Origin of the sequence: Flavobacterium sp. SH_e, from assembly GCF_025717045.1 — a bacterium.
In the GTDB taxonomy this organism is placed as follows: domain Bacteria; phylum Bacteroidota; class Bacteroidia; order Flavobacteriales; family Flavobacteriaceae; genus Flavobacterium.
On the sequence record NZ_JAOVZN010000001.1, the window covers coordinates 491859 to 510023 of the forward strand.

Here is an 18165-nt window from a genome sequence, read left to right on the forward strand (position 1 = left end):
ATTAAAAAATAACTCAGATGGATATTCAATTTTTTAAAGAAAGTCCTTTTACCACTATAATTTCATTTCACAAGCTAATCGAATCTTTTGAAGAAATTGCTTTATCAGACGTTGATTATAGATCAAACTATGCCAAAGCGATTTTAGAACAAATTGACTTAATTCCGGAACTTAGGACTGGAATCCAGGATTATTCAATCATTAAAGACAATGAAGCTTTAATTAAAAATATTTTAGCCGATTTATTTCCAACTGCACTGACACACAACGAAATAAAAGCGGTAACAATTCCATTTCAAAATATCTCCTTTAATTATACAGAGCGTTTCAAGAAAATCCTTAAAAATGCAGGAGATGAATTTTATATGGAAATTCGTGATTTTAGCGAACATCAATTCTACATTAATAACTGTTGTTTGATTTTAAGCTATTATTACAATCAGCGTATTGATTTTAATCAGCCTTTTTTCTATGACATTCCAGATGAAAATGGGGTAGAAAAACATTATAGAATTTTATATAATGCTGATTTCATGGAAATTATTCCAACGGAAAATTCTGTTCCATTAACTCAAGAAGACATCGATCAATTGATTGACAATTACAACGACATTGATTTATGGAAATCTAAATTCCCTAAAGGAAGTTGGATTTTAAGAGGTTTCGGAATTGTTTCATTATTTGATGCTACAACAGAAAGTGCTATTTCTATTTTGAAAAGTAATTTGCTGAAACCTGGACCAAAAACAGTTGCAACAGATCAGGAAGTTTCTAATATTTTTCAGTCAATTTTTAATCTTCCGAATTTAAAAGTCGGATTTATTATTTACAATCCAGAAGAAGAGAAATTTATCCGACCAGCAAAATATGATAATCAGATGAAGAGCTTTTTACTTTCTGCCGATCAGGAAGTAGATTGTAAAAATGCTTTTTTTGGATGTTCTTTCGAAAATTTATTGGACAACAGAGAACCTTTTGTTATTTCTAATGTCAGTAAATTCACTGAAGAACAAACAAATAAAAGACTTGGCGAACATTTATTAAAACAAGGAATACAGAGCTGCATTTTTGCTCCAGTCATCAAAAGCGGACATTTATTAGGTGTTGTCGAATTGGTTTCTCAAAATCCAAGAGATTTAAATAGCGTAAATGCTACAAAACTAGATTTGGTCTTGCCGTACTTAACCGATACGATTGATCGCGTCAATACCGACATGCAACATCAGATCGAAGCGGTTATTCAGCGAGAATATACTACAATTCACCCAAGCGTTTATTGGAAATTTAAAAGAGAATCACAGAATTACTTTCAAAATATGAATCATACTAAAGATTATATTTTCAAAGAAATTGTATTTAAAAATGTCTATCCGCTTTATGGTCAAATTGATATAAAAGGTTCTTCTGAGCATCGAAATGAGACCGTGAAAATTGATTTAAAAAGTCAGTTGACGGCGCTTTTGGAAATCTTCGATAATCAGAAACCAAATTCGAATCTAGTTCTTTTAGAACAAAGAAAATTTGAATTGGAATCGCTTCGAAGTGAATTGGATTTTCCTTTAAAAGCAGATACAGAACAGCATATTCAAAGATATATTGAAGAAGAAATTCATCCGATTTTAAAAAATACAAAAGGCAATGCTAAAGATGAAAAATTAGCAGAATTGTATTTTGAAAGACTGGATGAAAAAACAGGAATGTTTTATCACGAAAGAAAGAAGTTCGACAATGCTATGTCGATTATCAATAAGAGATTAGCAACAGTTTTAGATCGAAAACAAGTTGAGGCGCAGCAGATTTATCCGCATTATTACGAGCGTTTTAAAACGGATGGCGTTGAACATAATTTGTATATCGGTGCTTCTATTTCGCCAACAAAACCATTCGATATTATGTATTTGCATAATCTTCGTTTATGGCAATTGCAGACTTTGTGCGAAATGGAACTAGAACACCATGAACTTAAAGAATCGCTTCCTTACGAATTGGATGTTACTTCATTAATTCTTGTTTTCAGTTCTGCGCTTTCTATCCGTTTCAGAATGGATGAAAAACGTTTTGATGTAGATGGAACTTATAATGCAAGATATGAAGTCGTTAAAAAACGAATTGACAAATCGCATATTAAAGGAACAAGTGAAAGAATTACTGAAAAAGAAAAAATTACAATTGTATATTCTCAAAACAGTGAAGAAGCAGAATATTTAAAATACATTAAATACCTTCAGCACAAAAAGGTTTTGGAACCTTCAATTGAGCAATTTGAAGTTGAAGATCTTCAGGGCGTTTCGGGCTTGAGAGCAATTCGTGTGAAAGTAATTAACAATGTTTCAAACTCGAAAACAAAAAAAATAACCTATCAGGATTTATTAGATGAGCTCAACTAAATAGTTGGGCTTTTTTTTTAGCCATATTTTGAACACGGATAAAAACAGATTTGCTATCGCAAAAACGCGGAAAAAAACGGATTTTTAATCTAAAACAAATCAAAAAAATCTGTGTTCATCCGCGTTTTCGTGATAGCGAATCTCTAAAATCTGCGTCTAATTTTAAATAGATTTAAAAGCAATCACAAACGCGATTACCGTTATTATAATTCCGAACATGAAAAAGTTATACGCAATTCGGAGTAAGTTATATTTTCTTTGTAAAACCAATCCTAGATAATACAAATCTTTAATCATTGTGGAATACAAATAATCCCTGTCTTTCATCATTTCATTCATTGCCCAATCATAATCTTCGAGAGGCATTTTGTAGAAATTCCCAAAAAACATTAGATTCACTTTTTTTGCTTCCACGTCATCTCTTGTAAAAAATCCAGAAGTTACTTTTGGACGTGTAGAAAGAATTGCAAAAATAATTGTAATTACACTCGACATCAGCATAATAAAAGTTGGAACAACTAGATGTGCATTTTTTGGACTATCCAATTTTGGAATAATAGATGAAAGTGCGATTGAAATAATAATCGCATTTACAGACAATAAAATATTGGCTTTACTATCTGCAATGCCACTTAAACGCGTATGATTTCCAAGCGTAACGCGAAATAAAGTATCAATTCCGCGATCTGGCTTTTCAGTTTTATCTTTCTTTTTATTTTCTTCTTCGAGCGCAGCAGCGGCTTTCAATTCCTGTTTATTGATTTTTTTCTGAATCATTAATAGATTTTTTTCCTTCAAAGGTTGCCATTTTCTTAAAGCGTAATCTGTATAAAATCTGTGCTTATTCAATAAGAAATTTAAATTTTCTCTAGTCCATTCAGCATTTGAAAAACTAACTATGCCAGCATTTTTTAATTCTAAACGCAATAATTCGCAAGTTGTAGCATATTCCGTTCCCATTAAATGCGCGTAATCTGCATCTCTTATAATTTTTTCCAAATGCGTTCTAGGTTCATATTCTTTAACTGTAGCTAAAATCAAACTTGAAACTAGAGCAATAAATTCTTCCGATTTTCCTTTTTCGCGCAAAAAATCAGCAGCAATTTTAGTACTTGTCTTTTCATGGTTTTCATAACCGTCAATATATCCGGTGTCGTGAAACCACGCTGCGACCAAAAGCGCCTCTTTATCATCACCTTCCACATCTTCTTTTTTGCAAAGCTCTTTTACCGCATTAACCACTGTAAAAGTATGATTAAAATTATGGTAAGAATATAAATTAGAAAGTTTATCTTTGAGTAAATTACCGACAAAATCCTCGGATTGTTCTATTAGATTCATAAAGAATATTTTTATACCACTAAATTATGAAATTGTTTTTGGATAATCATTTTATTGCTAAGATTAAAAACTCATCATTAGCAATAATGGCACTATTCATTGTTTATTCCTGTGCAACGCGCAAACCGCAGTACGGAAAAAATGTTGGTGCCAACGAAACAGAAAACGCAACAGATACTATAAAAATTGCTCATACATTTTTTCTTGTTGGCGATGCTGGAAATGCTGATGAAGAACAAGCGCAGCAAACTCTAGAACTTTTGCATCAAAAGCTAAAAAAAGCAAATAAAAAATCTACACTTATTTTCTTGGGTGATAATATTTATCCAAAGGGTTTTCCTAGTGATAAAAATTCTGAAGATAAGGCTTTGGCAGAAACTAAACTGACAAATCAATTAAAATTAACCAAAGATTTTAAAGGAAAAACAATTGTAATTCCTGGAAATCATGATTGGTACAGCGGCATTAAAGGCTTGGAACGTCAAGCCGATTTTGTGACGAAATATTTAAACGATAAAAAGAGTTTTCTTCCAAGAAAAACCTGCCCAATTGAAGATGTAAAAATTGACAGCACTACTACTTTGATAGCTGTTGATAGTGAATGGTTTCTGGAAGATTGGAACGATCATCCAACTATAAATGACAATTGTGAAATCAAAACAAGAGAAGCTTTTTTTGAAGAATTAGAAGGTCTTTTAAATAAAAATCAAGAAAAAACAGTTGTTTTAGCAATTCACCATCCTTTATTCAGTAACGGAACTCATGGCGGACAATTTTCGTTAGAAAAACAATTATTCCCTTTAGAGCAAAAAATCCCGCTTCCGATAATTGGATCATTTATCAATTTGTTGCGAAAAACATCTGGAGTTAGTCCGCAAGACATTCAAAATAAACAATATACGATTTACACAAAAAGAATCAAAACGCTTTTACAAAAGCAGAAAAATGTAATTGTAGTTTCTGGACACGATCATAACTTGCAATATATCAGCAAAGAAAATATTCAGCAGATTATTAGCGGTGCAGGATCAAAATCGGAAGCTGCGAGAGCAATAAATCCTTATGATTTTTCGTATGGCGGAAATGGATATGCAACATTAACTATGTTCAAAAGCGGCGACGCAAAAGTTTCTTTTTATGGGAATGAAAACAATAAAGAAAAACTACTTTTTGAACGCGAAATTATAAAAGCCAAAGAAATTAACTGGGCTTCAGATATTCCGAATAAGTTTCCTGCAACGGTGAACACTTCGATTTATTCTCCAAAAATGACTCAAAAAGGTGCGTTTCACAGATTTTTATTTGGTCAGCATTATAGAAAATATTACAGTATGCCAATTGAAGCTACAACTGCAACAGTTGATACTTTAAAAGGTGGATTGAAACCCATTCGCGAAGGTGGCGGACATCAATCAGTTTCCTTGAGAATGTCTGATCCTGAAGGTCGTGAATACATCATGCGCGCAATGAAGAAAAGTGCAACCGTATTTTTACAGTCAGTAGCTTTTAAAGATCAATATGTAGTAAATGAATTTGAAAAAACATACGCAGAAGATTTCTTATTTGATTTTTACACTACTTCTCACCCTTATTCTTCTTTTGCAATTGGCGGAATGTCTGATAAAATTGGACTTAGACATACCAATCCGATTTTATATTATGTTCCAAAACAAAATGGTTTAGGTGAATTTAATGCAAGCTTCGGAGATCAATTGTACATGGTTGAAGAAAGACCAGCAGACAATCATTTGGATGGAAAAAATTTCGGAAAACCAGACAATATTATTGGAACTGATGAAATGATGCTAAATCTTCATAAAGATGAAAAATATGTTGTTGATGAAAAAGAATATATAAAAGCGCGCTTGTTTGATATTCTTTTAGGAGATTGGGACAGACACAGTGATCAATGGCGCTGGGCTGAATATAAAGAAAATGGAAAAGTAATTTACAGACCAATTCCGAGAGATCGTGATCAGGCTTTTGTGAAATATGATGGTGCTTTGCTTTCACTTTTAATGAATATGCCTCCACTTCGTCATATGCGAACTTTTAAAGGAGACAGAATCAATGTAAAATGGTTAAGTAGAGAACCTTATCCTATGGATTTGGCATTTTTAAAAACTGCCGAAGAAAAAGAATGGATTGAACAAGCGAAATATATTCAAGAAAATTTAACTGATGCAGACATCGATCAAGCTTTCAAAAATATGCCAAAAGAAGTTCAAGACGAAACGGTTGACGAAATAAAAGCAAAACTAAAAAGCAGAAAAAAAGATCTTCAAAAGTATGCTAGTAGATATTCTGATGTATTAAATCGAACAGTTATGATTGCTGGAACAGACAAAAAAGATAAGTTTGTTTTGAATCATAATGTAAAAAAAGAAATTGAAATTCAGGTTTTTAGAGTTAAAAAAGAAGGAGATGAATTAGTTTACACCAAAAACGTAACCGATGATAAAACTAAAAATCTTTGGATTTATGGATTAGACGACAATGATATTTTTGAAGTAAAAGGAAATCAAAAATCAAACATCAAAATTCGTTTAATTGGCGGTCAGAACAATGATACTTACAACATAGAAAACGGAAGAAAAGTTATTGTTTACGATTTTAAATCAAAAGAAAATACGTATAATCTAGATTCTAAAACACAAACGCAGTTAACAGACGATTATGATGTTAATTTGTATAACTATGAAAAACCTAAATACAATGTAATTGCTGGACTTCCAAATATTGGATATAATCCTGATGATGGTGTAAAAATGGGAGTTAACTTAAATTATACAGTTAACAATTTCAAGCAGAATCCGTACACACAAAGACATATTTTTAATGCTTTCTACTATTTTGCTACAGGCGGTTTAGAGTTTAATTATGCCGCACATTTCCCAGGTTTATTAGGAAAATGGGTTATCGATGTGGAATCTTTATATACCACTCCAAATTTTGCCATGAACTATTTTGGATACGGAAATGAATCGCAATATGATGAAGATTTGGGAATGGATTATAATCGTGTTCGCATCAGAAAATTTAATGCTTCAGGTGCTGTTCGTCATGTAGGAAGATTTGGAAGCGAATTGAGCATTCAGCCAATTTTCCAGAGAATGACAGTTGAAGAAACAGAAAACAGATATATAAATATTCCTGGAATTGTAAATCCAAATGTCTTTGATAGTCAAAACTATGGTAGTTTGAAAGTTAAATACACTTTCAAAAATTCAGATTTTCAAGCAAAACCAACTTTAGGAATGTTCTTTATGATTGCTGGAACTTGGACAACAAATCTTGATCAGACAAAACAGAACTTCCCTACTTTGGAAAGTGCTTTAGGTTTTACACATAAAATCGATCATAATGGTAAATTGATTTTAGCAACTTATGTTAAAGGAAAAGCGATTTTAAATAATAACTATGAATTTTATCAAGGTGCTTCTCTTGGTGGCGATACCGATTTGCGAGGTTTTAGGAATGAGCGTTTCTTAGGAAATTCATACTTCTCTCAAAGCTCTGATTTACGTTTAAGTATTGGAAAAATCCGCAAAACGATTGTGCCTTTTACTTATGGAATTTTAGGAGGTTTCGACTACGGAAGAGTTTGGCTTGATGGCGAAGATTCTAGAAAATGGCATCAAGATTACGGTGGCGGACTTTGGCTGAATGCCATAAATGTTATTACGGCTAGAATTTCTTATTTCAAATCTCCTGATGAAGTTGGAAGACTGATTTTTGGAGCTGCATATAGTTTTTAAAAGAGGAACAAAGGCATATAGGAACAAAGGTTCAAAGGTTTTTAGTTGTTATCTTAAAAATCTTTGAACCTTTGTTCCTTTGCAACTTTGAACCTTAATTAGAGTTTAAATTCATAAACCTTTCCTCCTATTTTATTTGTTTTTTCATCGGCGATTAATAAAGTATTGTTGTCTTTAAAAACTATGGCTTCTTTTTGCGAAAAGTGATTTAGATTTAATTCTGTTTGAGTTCCTTTATGAAATAAATCTCCTTTAAAATCTTTAAACAATAAAACTTTATCATGACTTAATAACGCCACTTTTTTTCCGTCTGGGCTAATTGTTGCGCTTGTCAGGACACAATGGTTGTAATTGCTGCAAGTTTTAAATTCACCAATTCTTACTCCTTTTTGCGTTCCTGGAGCATTTTTTACTTTATAAATAAAAGCAGTTCCGTCAAAACCTTTACTTCTGTTTTTGGTGAAAAGATAGAAATAACCATTTTGCTCAAAGAAGCCTTCAACATCATAAAACATTTCTTTTTTCTTTGGAGGAAACTCTGTTTGTTCTGGATATGAAAATGAGATTTTATATTCGGCTTTAGCCAAATCATTATTCAATTGATTTTTTGCAACTTTATAAATACACAAATCTCTTCTCTCGTTATCATTATTTCCGAAATCTCCAATGTAGATATTTCCAGATTTATCTTTTGTAATATCTTCCCAATCCACATTTGCAGCATTTGAAATAGTGATTGTTTTAGCTAATTTTCCTTTAGAATCAATTGCGTAAATAGCATTTTTATTTCCGCTGTCTTCCAAAGTATAAAGGGTTTTAGTTTCAGGAAAATAGGCAATTCCCGAAACTTCTTTTAATTTTTTTGGAAGCGAATAAAGTTCCTTTAATTCAGAACCAGATTGTTTCTGGCAAGCTAATAAGACAATTGAACAGATAACTAGGAAAGTTTTTTTCATGATATTATTTTTTATTTTTTTCTCGTCCTGAGGAAGGATGACAAAAATTCTAAACTAAATTAGTGTTTTTAAAATTACGGATAATGAATTCAAATGCCGCGTGCATGACGTGTCCCATCGATTTTGCGTTTTTGAATTTCATATCGTTGGTATAACGGTACAATTCCATTTTTAATTGCAGTAAATGTTCTGGAGTTGAAATGGTATCGTGACACATTATATTCAATAATTTTTTAATTCTGGTTTCGGCAGAATGAATACGTTTTGCCAAAATCGCTCTTTCTTCATCTTTATATTGAATGATCGAACGTTCTTCCAATTTTTCTTTAATCAGTTGAATCATTGGAAAATTTTCCTTGAAAAACTGCGGACGATAAACTTTAAAATTCCCTTCGTAACATTGCTGATCAAAATCGATTGGGCGAATTTTATAAACTACTTGATCAAAATCGTGAATTGGGACAATTACATAATTATAAGCACGCATATCTCCCAAAAGACGAATCATACAGCGTTCGTTAAACTTTACGAACTCTTTTGCAATCTGTGCTTTTTCCATTTCACTGCATTTATCAAGCAGTGTATCCATAAAAACATCGCCAGGAATTCCTATAATATGTTCTTCGATCAAAGTATCTTTATAAACTAAAAAGTTGATTTTATCTGGCGAAAGAATGTCTTCCAATTCTAATCCATAAATACGCGAAGCATCGGCTTTTTTAATGTAAAAATGAACGTAGTTATCGTTGAGAATATTTCTCACTTTGACTCTAAAAGGTTTTGAATTTCCGAAAGTACAATAATCAATCGCATCGACATTTAGATACTGAATAATTTCACTATTACCATCAGAATGCAGAAGCGAATATATTTTTTTTAGATTCAAATCAATTTCATTGCGTTCAAATTCACCGTAATACACTCGAATCCAAAGCGTATCATTATCATTTTTATCATACACATTGATTGAGCCCGAAAAACGAAGCAAATCATCATAAAACACAGAAACCTTAGAAATACGTTCGTATCTTTCTAAATAACTTAAAAGTGGCTGTGTTAAAGGATAAGAAGGTTTTTTTAAAACCATTAAAGGCTCGCTCATTTTGAATATCTTTATTACAAATTTACATCAATACGATTTAAAGTTAGACTTTAAAGTAACAAAAATCAACTTGTCTCGTCATACTAAAAACTAAAACCAGAAAAATTTGGAAACCATATTAACCATCGAAAATTTAAGCAAAAGATACGGCCGAATTCAGGCTTTAAAAAATGTATCTTTTCAAATACAAAAAGGTCGCGTTTATGGCATTCTTGGCCCAAACGGCAGCGGAAAATCGACTACTTTAGGAATTGTATTAAACGTTGTCAACAGATCATCTGGTAATTATCGCTGGTTTGATGGTAATATTGAAACACATGAAGCCTTAAAAAAAGTTGGCGCTATTATAGAAAGACCAAATTTTTACCCTTACATGACTGCTGAGCAAAACCTTCAATTGGTTTGCAAAATTAAAAACATTAACTATTCTAAAGTTAATGAAAAACTAGAGTTAGTGGGTTTGAGCGAAAGAAAAGACAGCAAATTCAGCACTTTTTCTTTAGGAATGAAACAACGTTTGGCAATTGCATCAGCGCTTTTAAACGATCCTGAGATTTTAATTTTAGATGAGCCAACGAATGGATTAGATCCGCAGGGAATTCATCAAATTCGAGATATCATTAAAAAAATCGCTTCTCAGGGAACTACAATTTTATTGGCTTCTCATTTATTGGATGAAGTTGAAAAAGTTTGTTCCCAAGTAATTGTTTTAAGAAAAGGCGAAGTTTTATATTCTGGCTCTGTTGACGGAATGTCTTCAAACGAAGGTTTCTTTGAATTACAATCCAATGATAATTTAGCTCTAAAAACTATCCTGCAAGAACATCCAGCTATTGACAGAGTTTCTGAAGAAGACGGAAAAGTTTTGGTTTATCTAAAATCTGATTTATCCGCTTCAGATTTAAACCAGTTTTTGTTTTCTAAAAACATTGTTTTGAGTCATTTAGTAAAACGCAAAAACAGTTTAGAAGCTCAATTTTTAGAATTAACCAAAAATCCTATCGCCCAAAAAAACTAAACCATGAAAAGACTTCTCTCTATAGAATTGCAAAAAATCTGGATGAATAAAGCCAGTCGTATTTTAACCTTAACTTATTTCATCTTACTTTCTTTCATAGCGTTAATTGCTGCTATAAAATTTGACATTGGACCTTTTAAATTTCATTTGGCAGAAATGGGAATCTTTAATTTTCCTTTTATCTGGCATTTTAATACATATGTTGCCGCTTGGCTAAAATTCTTTTTAGCAATTGTAATAGTTTCCATGATGGCCAACGAGTACAGTTATGGCACTTTAAAACAAAACTTAATTGACGGTTTAAGCAAGAAAGAATTTATTTTATCCAAATTCTTGACTGTAGTTGTATTTGCTTTTATATCAACTGTTTTTGTTTTTATCATGAGCTTAATTTTGGGTTACTTTTTTTCTTCCTATACAGAATTAAGTATTGTTTTTAGCGACCTAGATTTTCTTTTAGCGTTTTTTGTAAAGCTAACTGGATTTTTCTCTTTTTGTTTGTTTTTAGGAATCCTTGTAAAACGTTCTGCCTTTGCATTAGGTTTTCTATTGGTTTGGAGTATACTTGAAGGAATTGCTAGAGGTACTTTAGCATTTAAAATTTTCCCAAACAGTGATACTGATGAAAAAATCACGCAGTTTTTTCCTTTAGAATCAATGTCAAATTTAATTGTAAATCCAGGTCCAAGATTATCTGTTGTTAAAAATATTGGCACACAAATGGGAATCGAAACAGATAGCAGTTACGCTGTAGATTATTCTGCTATCTTAATCGTTCTAATCTGGACTTTTTTATTCGTTTGTTTTTCTTACAAATTATTAAAAAATCGAGATTTATAGTATATTTGTTACTATGAGTCGTATAAGCAGTTTTTTAATTATTCTATTAATATGTTTTTCATCTTTAAAGATGAATGCACAAGTTATAACTATAGACGATCAAAAAACTCCGCAACAGCTTATAGAAAATGTTTTAGTAAATAGCTCTTGTGCATCGGCTTCAAATTCAACAGGAAAAGGCGATACTTTTAGATCAGGAAAACAAAGTTTCGCTTATTTCAATAGAAACGGAAGCAATTTCCCTTTTGAAGAAGGAATTGTGTTAGCCACATCGACTGCTGAAACCGCTATTGGTCCTTTCGTTAGTAATCTTACAAGTAATGATAGCGACCAATGGCTTGGCGATAGTGATCTTGATCAGGTTTTAGGAATTAATTCTATAAACTCAACATTATTAGAATTTGACTTTATTGCTTCTGCAAATTCATTAAGCTTTAATTATATTTTTGCTTCCAATGAATATCAATATGATTATCCCTGTCAATATTCAGACGGGTTTGCTTTTTTAATAAAGGAAGTTGGATCAGCTGGACCGTATGAAAATTTAGCTATTATTCCCAATACAACTACACCTGTTTCCTCTGTAGATATTCGTCCAGAAATTAAACCCGGAACAAGACCTGGGGGAATTTCTTATACAGGTTGTCCAGCTTCAAATGAAAGTTATTTTAATGGTTTAAACAATAATGCAAGTCCAATAAATTACGCAGGACAAACCGAAGTAATGACAGCCCAAACTACAGTAGTTGCTGGAAAAAAATATCATGTTAAATTGGTAATTGCCGATGATAAATTCAAATATTTAGAATCTGCGATTTTTCTGGAAGCAGGAAGTTTTTTAACGAAAATAAACTTTGGTGAGGATAGAACAATCAGCAATAATAATCCTGTTTGTTATGGCGAAAATTTTGTTTTAGACACAAAACTAAGCACTGCTAATTATACCTTTAAATGGTTCATAAAAGATGTTCCAACTAATACTTATGTTCAATTATCAGGTGCTACAACTTCTACTTATACTGTAATCACTCCTGGAGCATACAAAGTTGAAGCGACTTTAAATGGAACAACTTGTGCTTCAATAGGAGATATTAAAGTTGAATTTGCACCAGAAATCATAACAAGAAATACTTCATTATTGCAATGTGATGATGATACTGACGGAATTACAATTTTTGATTTGACTAAAGTCGCTAATATTATAAAAAATAATAATTCTGAAATTATTAATCAAGGCTATTATGAGACTTTAGCAAATGCACGAGCAAAAACAAACCCTATTTTAAACCCAGAAAGTTATATTAATAGAATTCCTAATCAAACTGTTTTTGCAAGAATTGAAAATATTTACGGCTGTTTCACAACGCCGGAAATTGCTTTAAAGGTTTCGGCTTCTGTTATTCCTAATCAGTCACCAATTGAAACATGTGATTATGACCAAACATTGGATGGTTTATATCAATTTGATTTACAAGCAGAAGTAACTCCCCAAATCATGACAGGTCTTCCTTCTGGGTTAGTAATAAATTACTTTTTGACAGCAAATGATGCATTAAGAGAGACAAATCCGTTGCCAAATATATTCAAGAACACAATTCCGAATAGTCAAACTATTTATGCTCGCGCAGTAAATGGTTCTGATTGCTACGATATAACGCCTGTTGAATTGGTGGTTCATACTTTCGATCCTCCAAATTTTGAAGATGAAATACTATATTTATGCAAAGGCGACCAATTAACATTATCAGTTGCCGCTGGTTTTAAAAGCTATAGTTGGTCAAATGGAGATATTACAAACTCAACATTAATTAATACTGCTGGTGATTATTCTGTTGTTGTGACAAATGCTAATGATTGTGAGAAAACAAAAAAATTTAAGGTGATTCTATCAGAACCTGCTTTAATTACTGTAGTAGAGGTAAAAGATTTTTCTGGAAATGATAATACTGTGAAAATTCAATATACTGGTGTTGGAGATTATGAGTTTTCTATTGATGGAACTATTTTTCAAGATGATCCAACTTTTACTCAAGTAACACCCGGAGCTTACAATGCAATAGCAAGAGATAAAAATGGATGTGGCTTATCAAATTCGTTCTTAATATATGTCTTGGATTACCCTCGTTTTTTTACTCCTAATGGTGATGGTTACAATGATTTGTGGGCAATAAAAAACATTGATCAAATGCCAGATTACACTATTTCAATTTTTGACCGATATGGAAAGCTTTTAAAACAAATGACTCAAAATAGTATTGGCTGGAACGGAATCTTCAACGGACAGGAATTGCCATCAGACGATTATTGGTTTACTCTTTTATTTGTTGATGGAAAAAATGTGAAAGGCCATTTTAGTTTGAAAAGATAAACTTTTAAAAAAAATCAAAATTCAATCAAATTTCAAATTTTAATCTCTGAAAATAATTTCATTTAATAAAAAAAATAATCCCAAACTCCTTAATTGGAATTTGGGATTTTTTATATTGAAATTTAAAATATAATTAAATTTTATATCTTTTTCTATCTGTTTCGCTTAAGTAAATTTTTCTTAAACGTAAAGATTTTGGAGTAACTTCAACATACTCATCTTTTTGGATGTACTCTAAAGCTTCTTCTAATGAGAATTTGATAGCAGGAATAATTCTAGCTTTATCATCAGCTCCAGAAGAACGTACGTTAGAAAGTTTTTTCGTTTTAGTAACGTTAACAGTCATATCGTCGCTACGAGTGTTTTCTCCAATAACTTGACCTTCATAGATATCTTCGTTAGGATCAACGAAGAATTTACCACGATCTTGTAATTTATCGATAGAGTAAGGAATAGCTTTTCCGTTTTCCATAGAGATTAATGAACCGTTGTTACGTCCAGGAATTTCTCCTTTGTATGGTTCGTATCCAATGAAACGGTGTGCCATAATAGCCTCACCAGCAGTAGCAGTAAGCAATTGATTTCTTAAACCGATAATTCCACGAGATGGAATATTGAATTTAATAATCATACGCTCTCCTTTACCTTCCATAGAAAGCATTTCTCCTTTACGGATAGTAACGAATTCAACCGCTCTACCTGAGAGGTTTTCTGGTAAATCGATAGTTAATTCCTCAATTGGCTCACATTTCACTCCATCAACTTCTTTGATGATAACTTGTGGCTGACCAATTTGAAGCTCATACCCTTCTCTTCTCATTGTTTCAATAAGAACTGACAAGTGTAATACACCACGACCAAATACCATGAATTTATCAGCAGAATCAGTTTCTCCAACTTTCATCGCTAAGTTTTTCTCTAACTCTTTTGTTAATCTTTCACGAATATGTCTAGAAGTAACAAATTTACCTTCTTTACCAAAGAAAGGAGAATCGTTAATTGTAAACAACATACTCATTGTAGGCTCGTCGATAGCAATAGTTTGTAATGCCTCTGGATTTTCGAAATCTGCAATAGTATCACCAATTTCAAAACCTTCAATACCAACAACAGCACAAATATCTCCAGCAACAACTTCTTCTACTTTTCTACGGCCTAAACCTTCGAAAGTATGTAATTCTTTAATTCTAGATTTGATTATTTTACCATCTCTTTTTACTAAAGAAATTGGCATTCCTTCTTTTAAAGTTCCTCTTTCAAGACGTCCAATAGCGATACGACCTGTAAATGAAGAGAAATCTAAAGAAGTAATCAACATTTGTGGAGTTCCTTCAGAAACTTTAGGAGCTGGAACATTAGCAATAACCATGTCTAATAATGGCTCAATGTTTTCTGTTTGATTTTTCCAATCGTCAGACATCCAGTTGTTTTTTGCTGAACCATAAACTGCTGGGAAATCTAATTGTTCTTCAGTAGCTCCTAATTCGAACATTAGATCGAAAACTTTCTCATGAACTTCTTCTGGAGTACAGTTTTCTTTATCTACTTTATTGATAACAACACAAGGTTTCAATCCTAAATCGATCGCTTTTTGCAAAACGAAACGAGTTTGAGGCATTGGTCCCTCGAAAGCATCAACTAGCAAACATACACCATCGGCCATGTTCAATACACGTTCTACTTCTCCTCCAAAATCGGCGTGGCCTGGAGTATCGATAATATTGATTTTTGTTCCTTTATATTGAACAGATACGTTTTTAGAAGTAATTGTAATACCTCTCTCACGCTCTAAATCATTATTATCTAAGATTAAATCACCTGTGTTTTCGTTTTCACGAAATAACTGACAGTGATACATAATTTTATCAACCAAAGTTGTTTTACCGTGATCGACGTGGGCAATAATTGCAATGTTTCTAATAGATTCCATCTGTGATTTTTAATGGGCGCAAAGGTACACTTTATTTTCTAAAAAAAAACGTTTCTATCATAGTTTGCGTATATACAATCAATTAGTTAATAAAAAACGTCAAAATATAGGCTTCAAAATAATATTAACATACGTTTACTTATTGTTAAATTAACTATATTTGAAGTGATGAAAAGTAAAACTCTCCAAATTACTCTTATTTATACAATCATCTCGATAATTATGGCTGTCATATGTCATAAATTACTCATCGCCTACTTTTCTTCCTCAGAATATCTATATCTCTCTCTTTTAAAAGACATTGTATTCATATTAATTACAGGATTGATCTTCAGATTTATACTCGCAAAAAACGAAAAAAGAAGCATAACAATTTTTGAAAAGTTAAACAAAACTAACAAAGAAATAAAAGAATCCAATGAGAAATATGACATTGTAGCGAAAGCAACTAGCGATACTATTTGGGATTGGAAAATTCAAGAGGACAGTATTAATTGGAATAAAGGAATTGAAGGTGTTTTTGGTTATGATCCTGAAGAAGTGGGCAAAACTTCTAAGTGGTGGTTTGACAAAATTCATCCGGAAGACAGTATCCGAATGTCAATAAAACTTTACTCTTTCATTGAACAAAAAACTGAAAAGTGGCAAGATCAATACCGTTTTAGATGCGCTGACGGAACATATAAATATGTTTTGGACCGAGGATTTCTCTTAAAAGATGAAAACGGAAGAGCTATCAGAATGATTGGTGCCATTCAAGATATTACAAAACAAAAAGAAGAAGAACAGCGATTAAAACTTTTAGAAACTGTAATCACACAATCTAAAGATTCTATTTTAATTACCGAAGCCAATTCGCCTGAAGGAAAAATTCCTAAAATAGTATATGTTAACCCAGCATTTTCTCAGATGTCGGGATACCAGTCAAACGAAATAATCGGAAAATCTGCTAATATCTTTAAAGGTCCAAACTCTGATTCAGATGAATTAAAAAAATTATTGCGAGCCATAAAAAATGAGGAAGAATGCCTTATTGAAACAATTACTTACACCAAAAGCAAGCAAGAATATTGGGTGCGTTTTTCTATGATCCCTATTTTTAATAACGAAGGAGTAATTTCACATTGGATTTCAATACAAAGAGATATTACAGATGAGAAAAAACTCGAAACAGAAAAAGAACATCTTATTCGAGAATTAACTCAAAACAACAAGGACCTAAAACAATTCTCATACATCACTTCACACAATCTTAGAGCACCGCTTTCTAATTTAATTGGGCTTTTAAATTTAATAGAAGACACTCCCGTAGAAAACGAAGAACTCCAAGAGATTTTGGCTGGTTTCACCAAATCAACTCATTTACTAAATGAAACCATTAATGACTTGGTAAAAGTTATTATCATTAAAGACAATCCTTCCATGCAAAAAGAAGAAGTATCTTTAAAAGAAGTTTTTGAAAATGTATTTAGCCAGTTGTCATTTCAAATAGAACTGCACAAACCTATTATTAAACTTAAATTTGACAAAGTTCCTGAGCTCATCACAAATAAAGCTTACATCGAAAGCATTTTACTAAATTTGCTCACCAATTCCATAAAATACAAATCTGAGAATAGAAAACTTAAAATATCTATAACTGCAGAACAAATAGAAAACAGAACAATCTTAACCTTTAAGGACAACGGAATTGGAATTGATCTTGAAAGAAATCGCGACAAAGTGTTTGGACTTTATCAAAGATTTCACAATTATCCAGACAGTAAAGGATTAGGCTTGTATCTTGTAAAATCGCAGGTAGAAACAATGGGAGGAACAATTTCTATCGACAGCGAAGTCAACAAAGGAACTACATTTACAATAACATTTAAAAATTAATTATTATGCTTGAGCAGATTTTATGCATTGACGATGATCCAATCACATTGATGCTTTGCAAAAAAGTAATTTCAAAATCTTCATTTTCCCATGAAGTTATTACGGCTCAAAACGGTGAAGAAGCTCTTCATTACTTCAACATCTTGAAATACACAAACGACAAAACCAAAAGAAAACCCGAGTTAATCTTTTTAGATTTAAATATGCCTATTATGGGAGGATGGGAATTTTTAGATCATTTTACCTCTTCAGATTACAACGAATTCAATTCTGTTCCTGTAATTGTTTTATCTTCCACAATTGACCCTGAAGATTTAGCCAAAGCAAAAAAATATCCAATAATAATAGATTTTCTTTCCAAACCCATTACCCAGCCAATGCTAGAATATCTTAAAAAGAAAATAGAACCTTAAAAGTAAATTTCAAACACAGGATTAAATTAAGATTTAAAATCATAATCTTTTAAATAACAAAATTCCAAATTCCAATTATCTATAAAATGGGAATTTGGAATTTATTTTTTTTACTAGAATCTTTCGATTTAAAGCAAAAAAAAGTCCTCTAAAAGAGGACCTATATCTTACAAA

11 protein-coding genes are annotated in these 18165 nt (G+C 31.9%); 7 read left to right on the forward strand and 4 right to left on the reverse strand.

Going from position 1 to position 18165, the window contains the following annotated elements; translation table 11 throughout:
* Positions 1-17: 17 nt before the first annotated feature.
* A complete protein-coding gene (locus tag OD917_RS02160) occupies positions 18-2387 on the forward strand; it encodes a GAF domain-containing protein (protein ID WP_263521901.1) in 2370 nt (789 codons plus the stop codon).
* Between the two features lie 162 nt (positions 2388-2549).
* Here the strand turns inward: OD917_RS02160 and OD917_RS02165 are convergent, their stop codons facing one another.
* Complete coding sequence (locus OD917_RS02165; RefSeq protein WP_263521902.1) at positions 2550-3728, reverse strand: Pycsar system effector family protein; 1179 nt, start codon at positions 3726-3728, stop codon at positions 2550-2552.
* Between the two features lie 26 nt (positions 3729-3754).
* On the opposite strand from OD917_RS02165, the gene OD917_RS02170 reads away from it, so the two are divergent.
* On the forward strand, positions 3755-7486 hold the full coding sequence (locus OD917_RS02170; RefSeq protein WP_263521903.1) for a metallophosphoesterase: 3732 nt from the start codon (positions 3755-3757) through the stop codon (positions 7484-7486).
* 98 nt (positions 7487-7584) lie between these two features.
* Here the strand turns inward: OD917_RS02170 and OD917_RS02175 are convergent, their stop codons facing one another.
* Together OD917_RS02175 and OD917_RS02180 are read right to left on the reverse strand one after the other, a co-directional pair.
* A complete protein-coding gene (locus OD917_RS02175; protein WP_263521904.1) occupies positions 7585-8442 on the reverse strand; it encodes an SdiA-regulated domain-containing protein in 858 nt (285 codons plus the stop codon).
* Positions 8443-8491: 49 nt separating this feature from the next.
* Positions 8492-9544 carry a hypothetical protein gene (locus OD917_RS02180; RefSeq protein WP_263521905.1) on the reverse strand — a complete coding sequence of 351 codons (1053 nt, stop codon included), beginning with the start codon at positions 9542-9544 and terminating at the stop codon, positions 8492-8494.
* Between the two features lie 106 nt (positions 9545-9650).
* Between OD917_RS02180 and OD917_RS02185 the strand changes: the two genes are divergently transcribed.
* From OD917_RS02185 to OD917_RS02195, 3 genes are all read left to right on the forward strand, one after another.
* A complete protein-coding gene (locus tag OD917_RS02185; protein WP_263521906.1) occupies positions 9651-10562 on the forward strand; it encodes an ABC transporter ATP-binding protein in 912 nt (303 codons plus the stop codon).
* Positions 10563-10565: 3 nt separating this feature from the next.
* Positions 10566-11402 (forward strand): ABC transporter permease, encoded by an 837-nt coding sequence (locus tag OD917_RS02190; RefSeq protein WP_263521907.1) that lies wholly within the window; start codon positions 10566-10568, stop codon positions 11400-11402.
* 70 nt (positions 11403-11472) lie between these two features.
* On the forward strand, positions 11473-13770 hold the full coding sequence (locus OD917_RS02195) for a T9SS type B sorting domain-containing protein (RefSeq protein ID WP_263521908.1): 2298 nt from the start codon (positions 11473-11475) through the stop codon (positions 13768-13770).
* Between the two features lie 133 nt (positions 13771-13903).
* Here the strand turns inward: OD917_RS02195 and typA are convergent, their stop codons facing one another.
* The gene (gene typA / locus OD917_RS02200; protein ID WP_111378311.1) at positions 13904-15700 is read right to left on the reverse strand and encodes a translational GTPase TypA; all 1797 of its coding nucleotides are present in this window, start codon (positions 15698-15700) and stop codon (positions 13904-13906) included.
* 222 nt (positions 15701-15922) lie between these two features.
* Here typA and OD917_RS02205 point away from each other — a divergent pair, with 222 nt between their 5' ends.
* The gene (locus OD917_RS02205; protein WP_263521909.1) at positions 15923-17578 is read left to right on the forward strand and encodes a PAS domain-containing sensor histidine kinase; all 1656 of its coding nucleotides are present in this window, start codon (positions 15923-15925) and stop codon (positions 17576-17578) included.
* Positions 17579-17583: 5 nt separating this feature from the next.
* The gene (locus OD917_RS02210) at positions 17584-17991 is read left to right on the forward strand and encodes a response regulator (RefSeq protein ID WP_111289000.1); all 408 of its coding nucleotides are present in this window, start codon (positions 17584-17586) and stop codon (positions 17989-17991) included.
* The last annotated feature ends 174 nt before the right edge of the window (positions 17992-18165 follow it).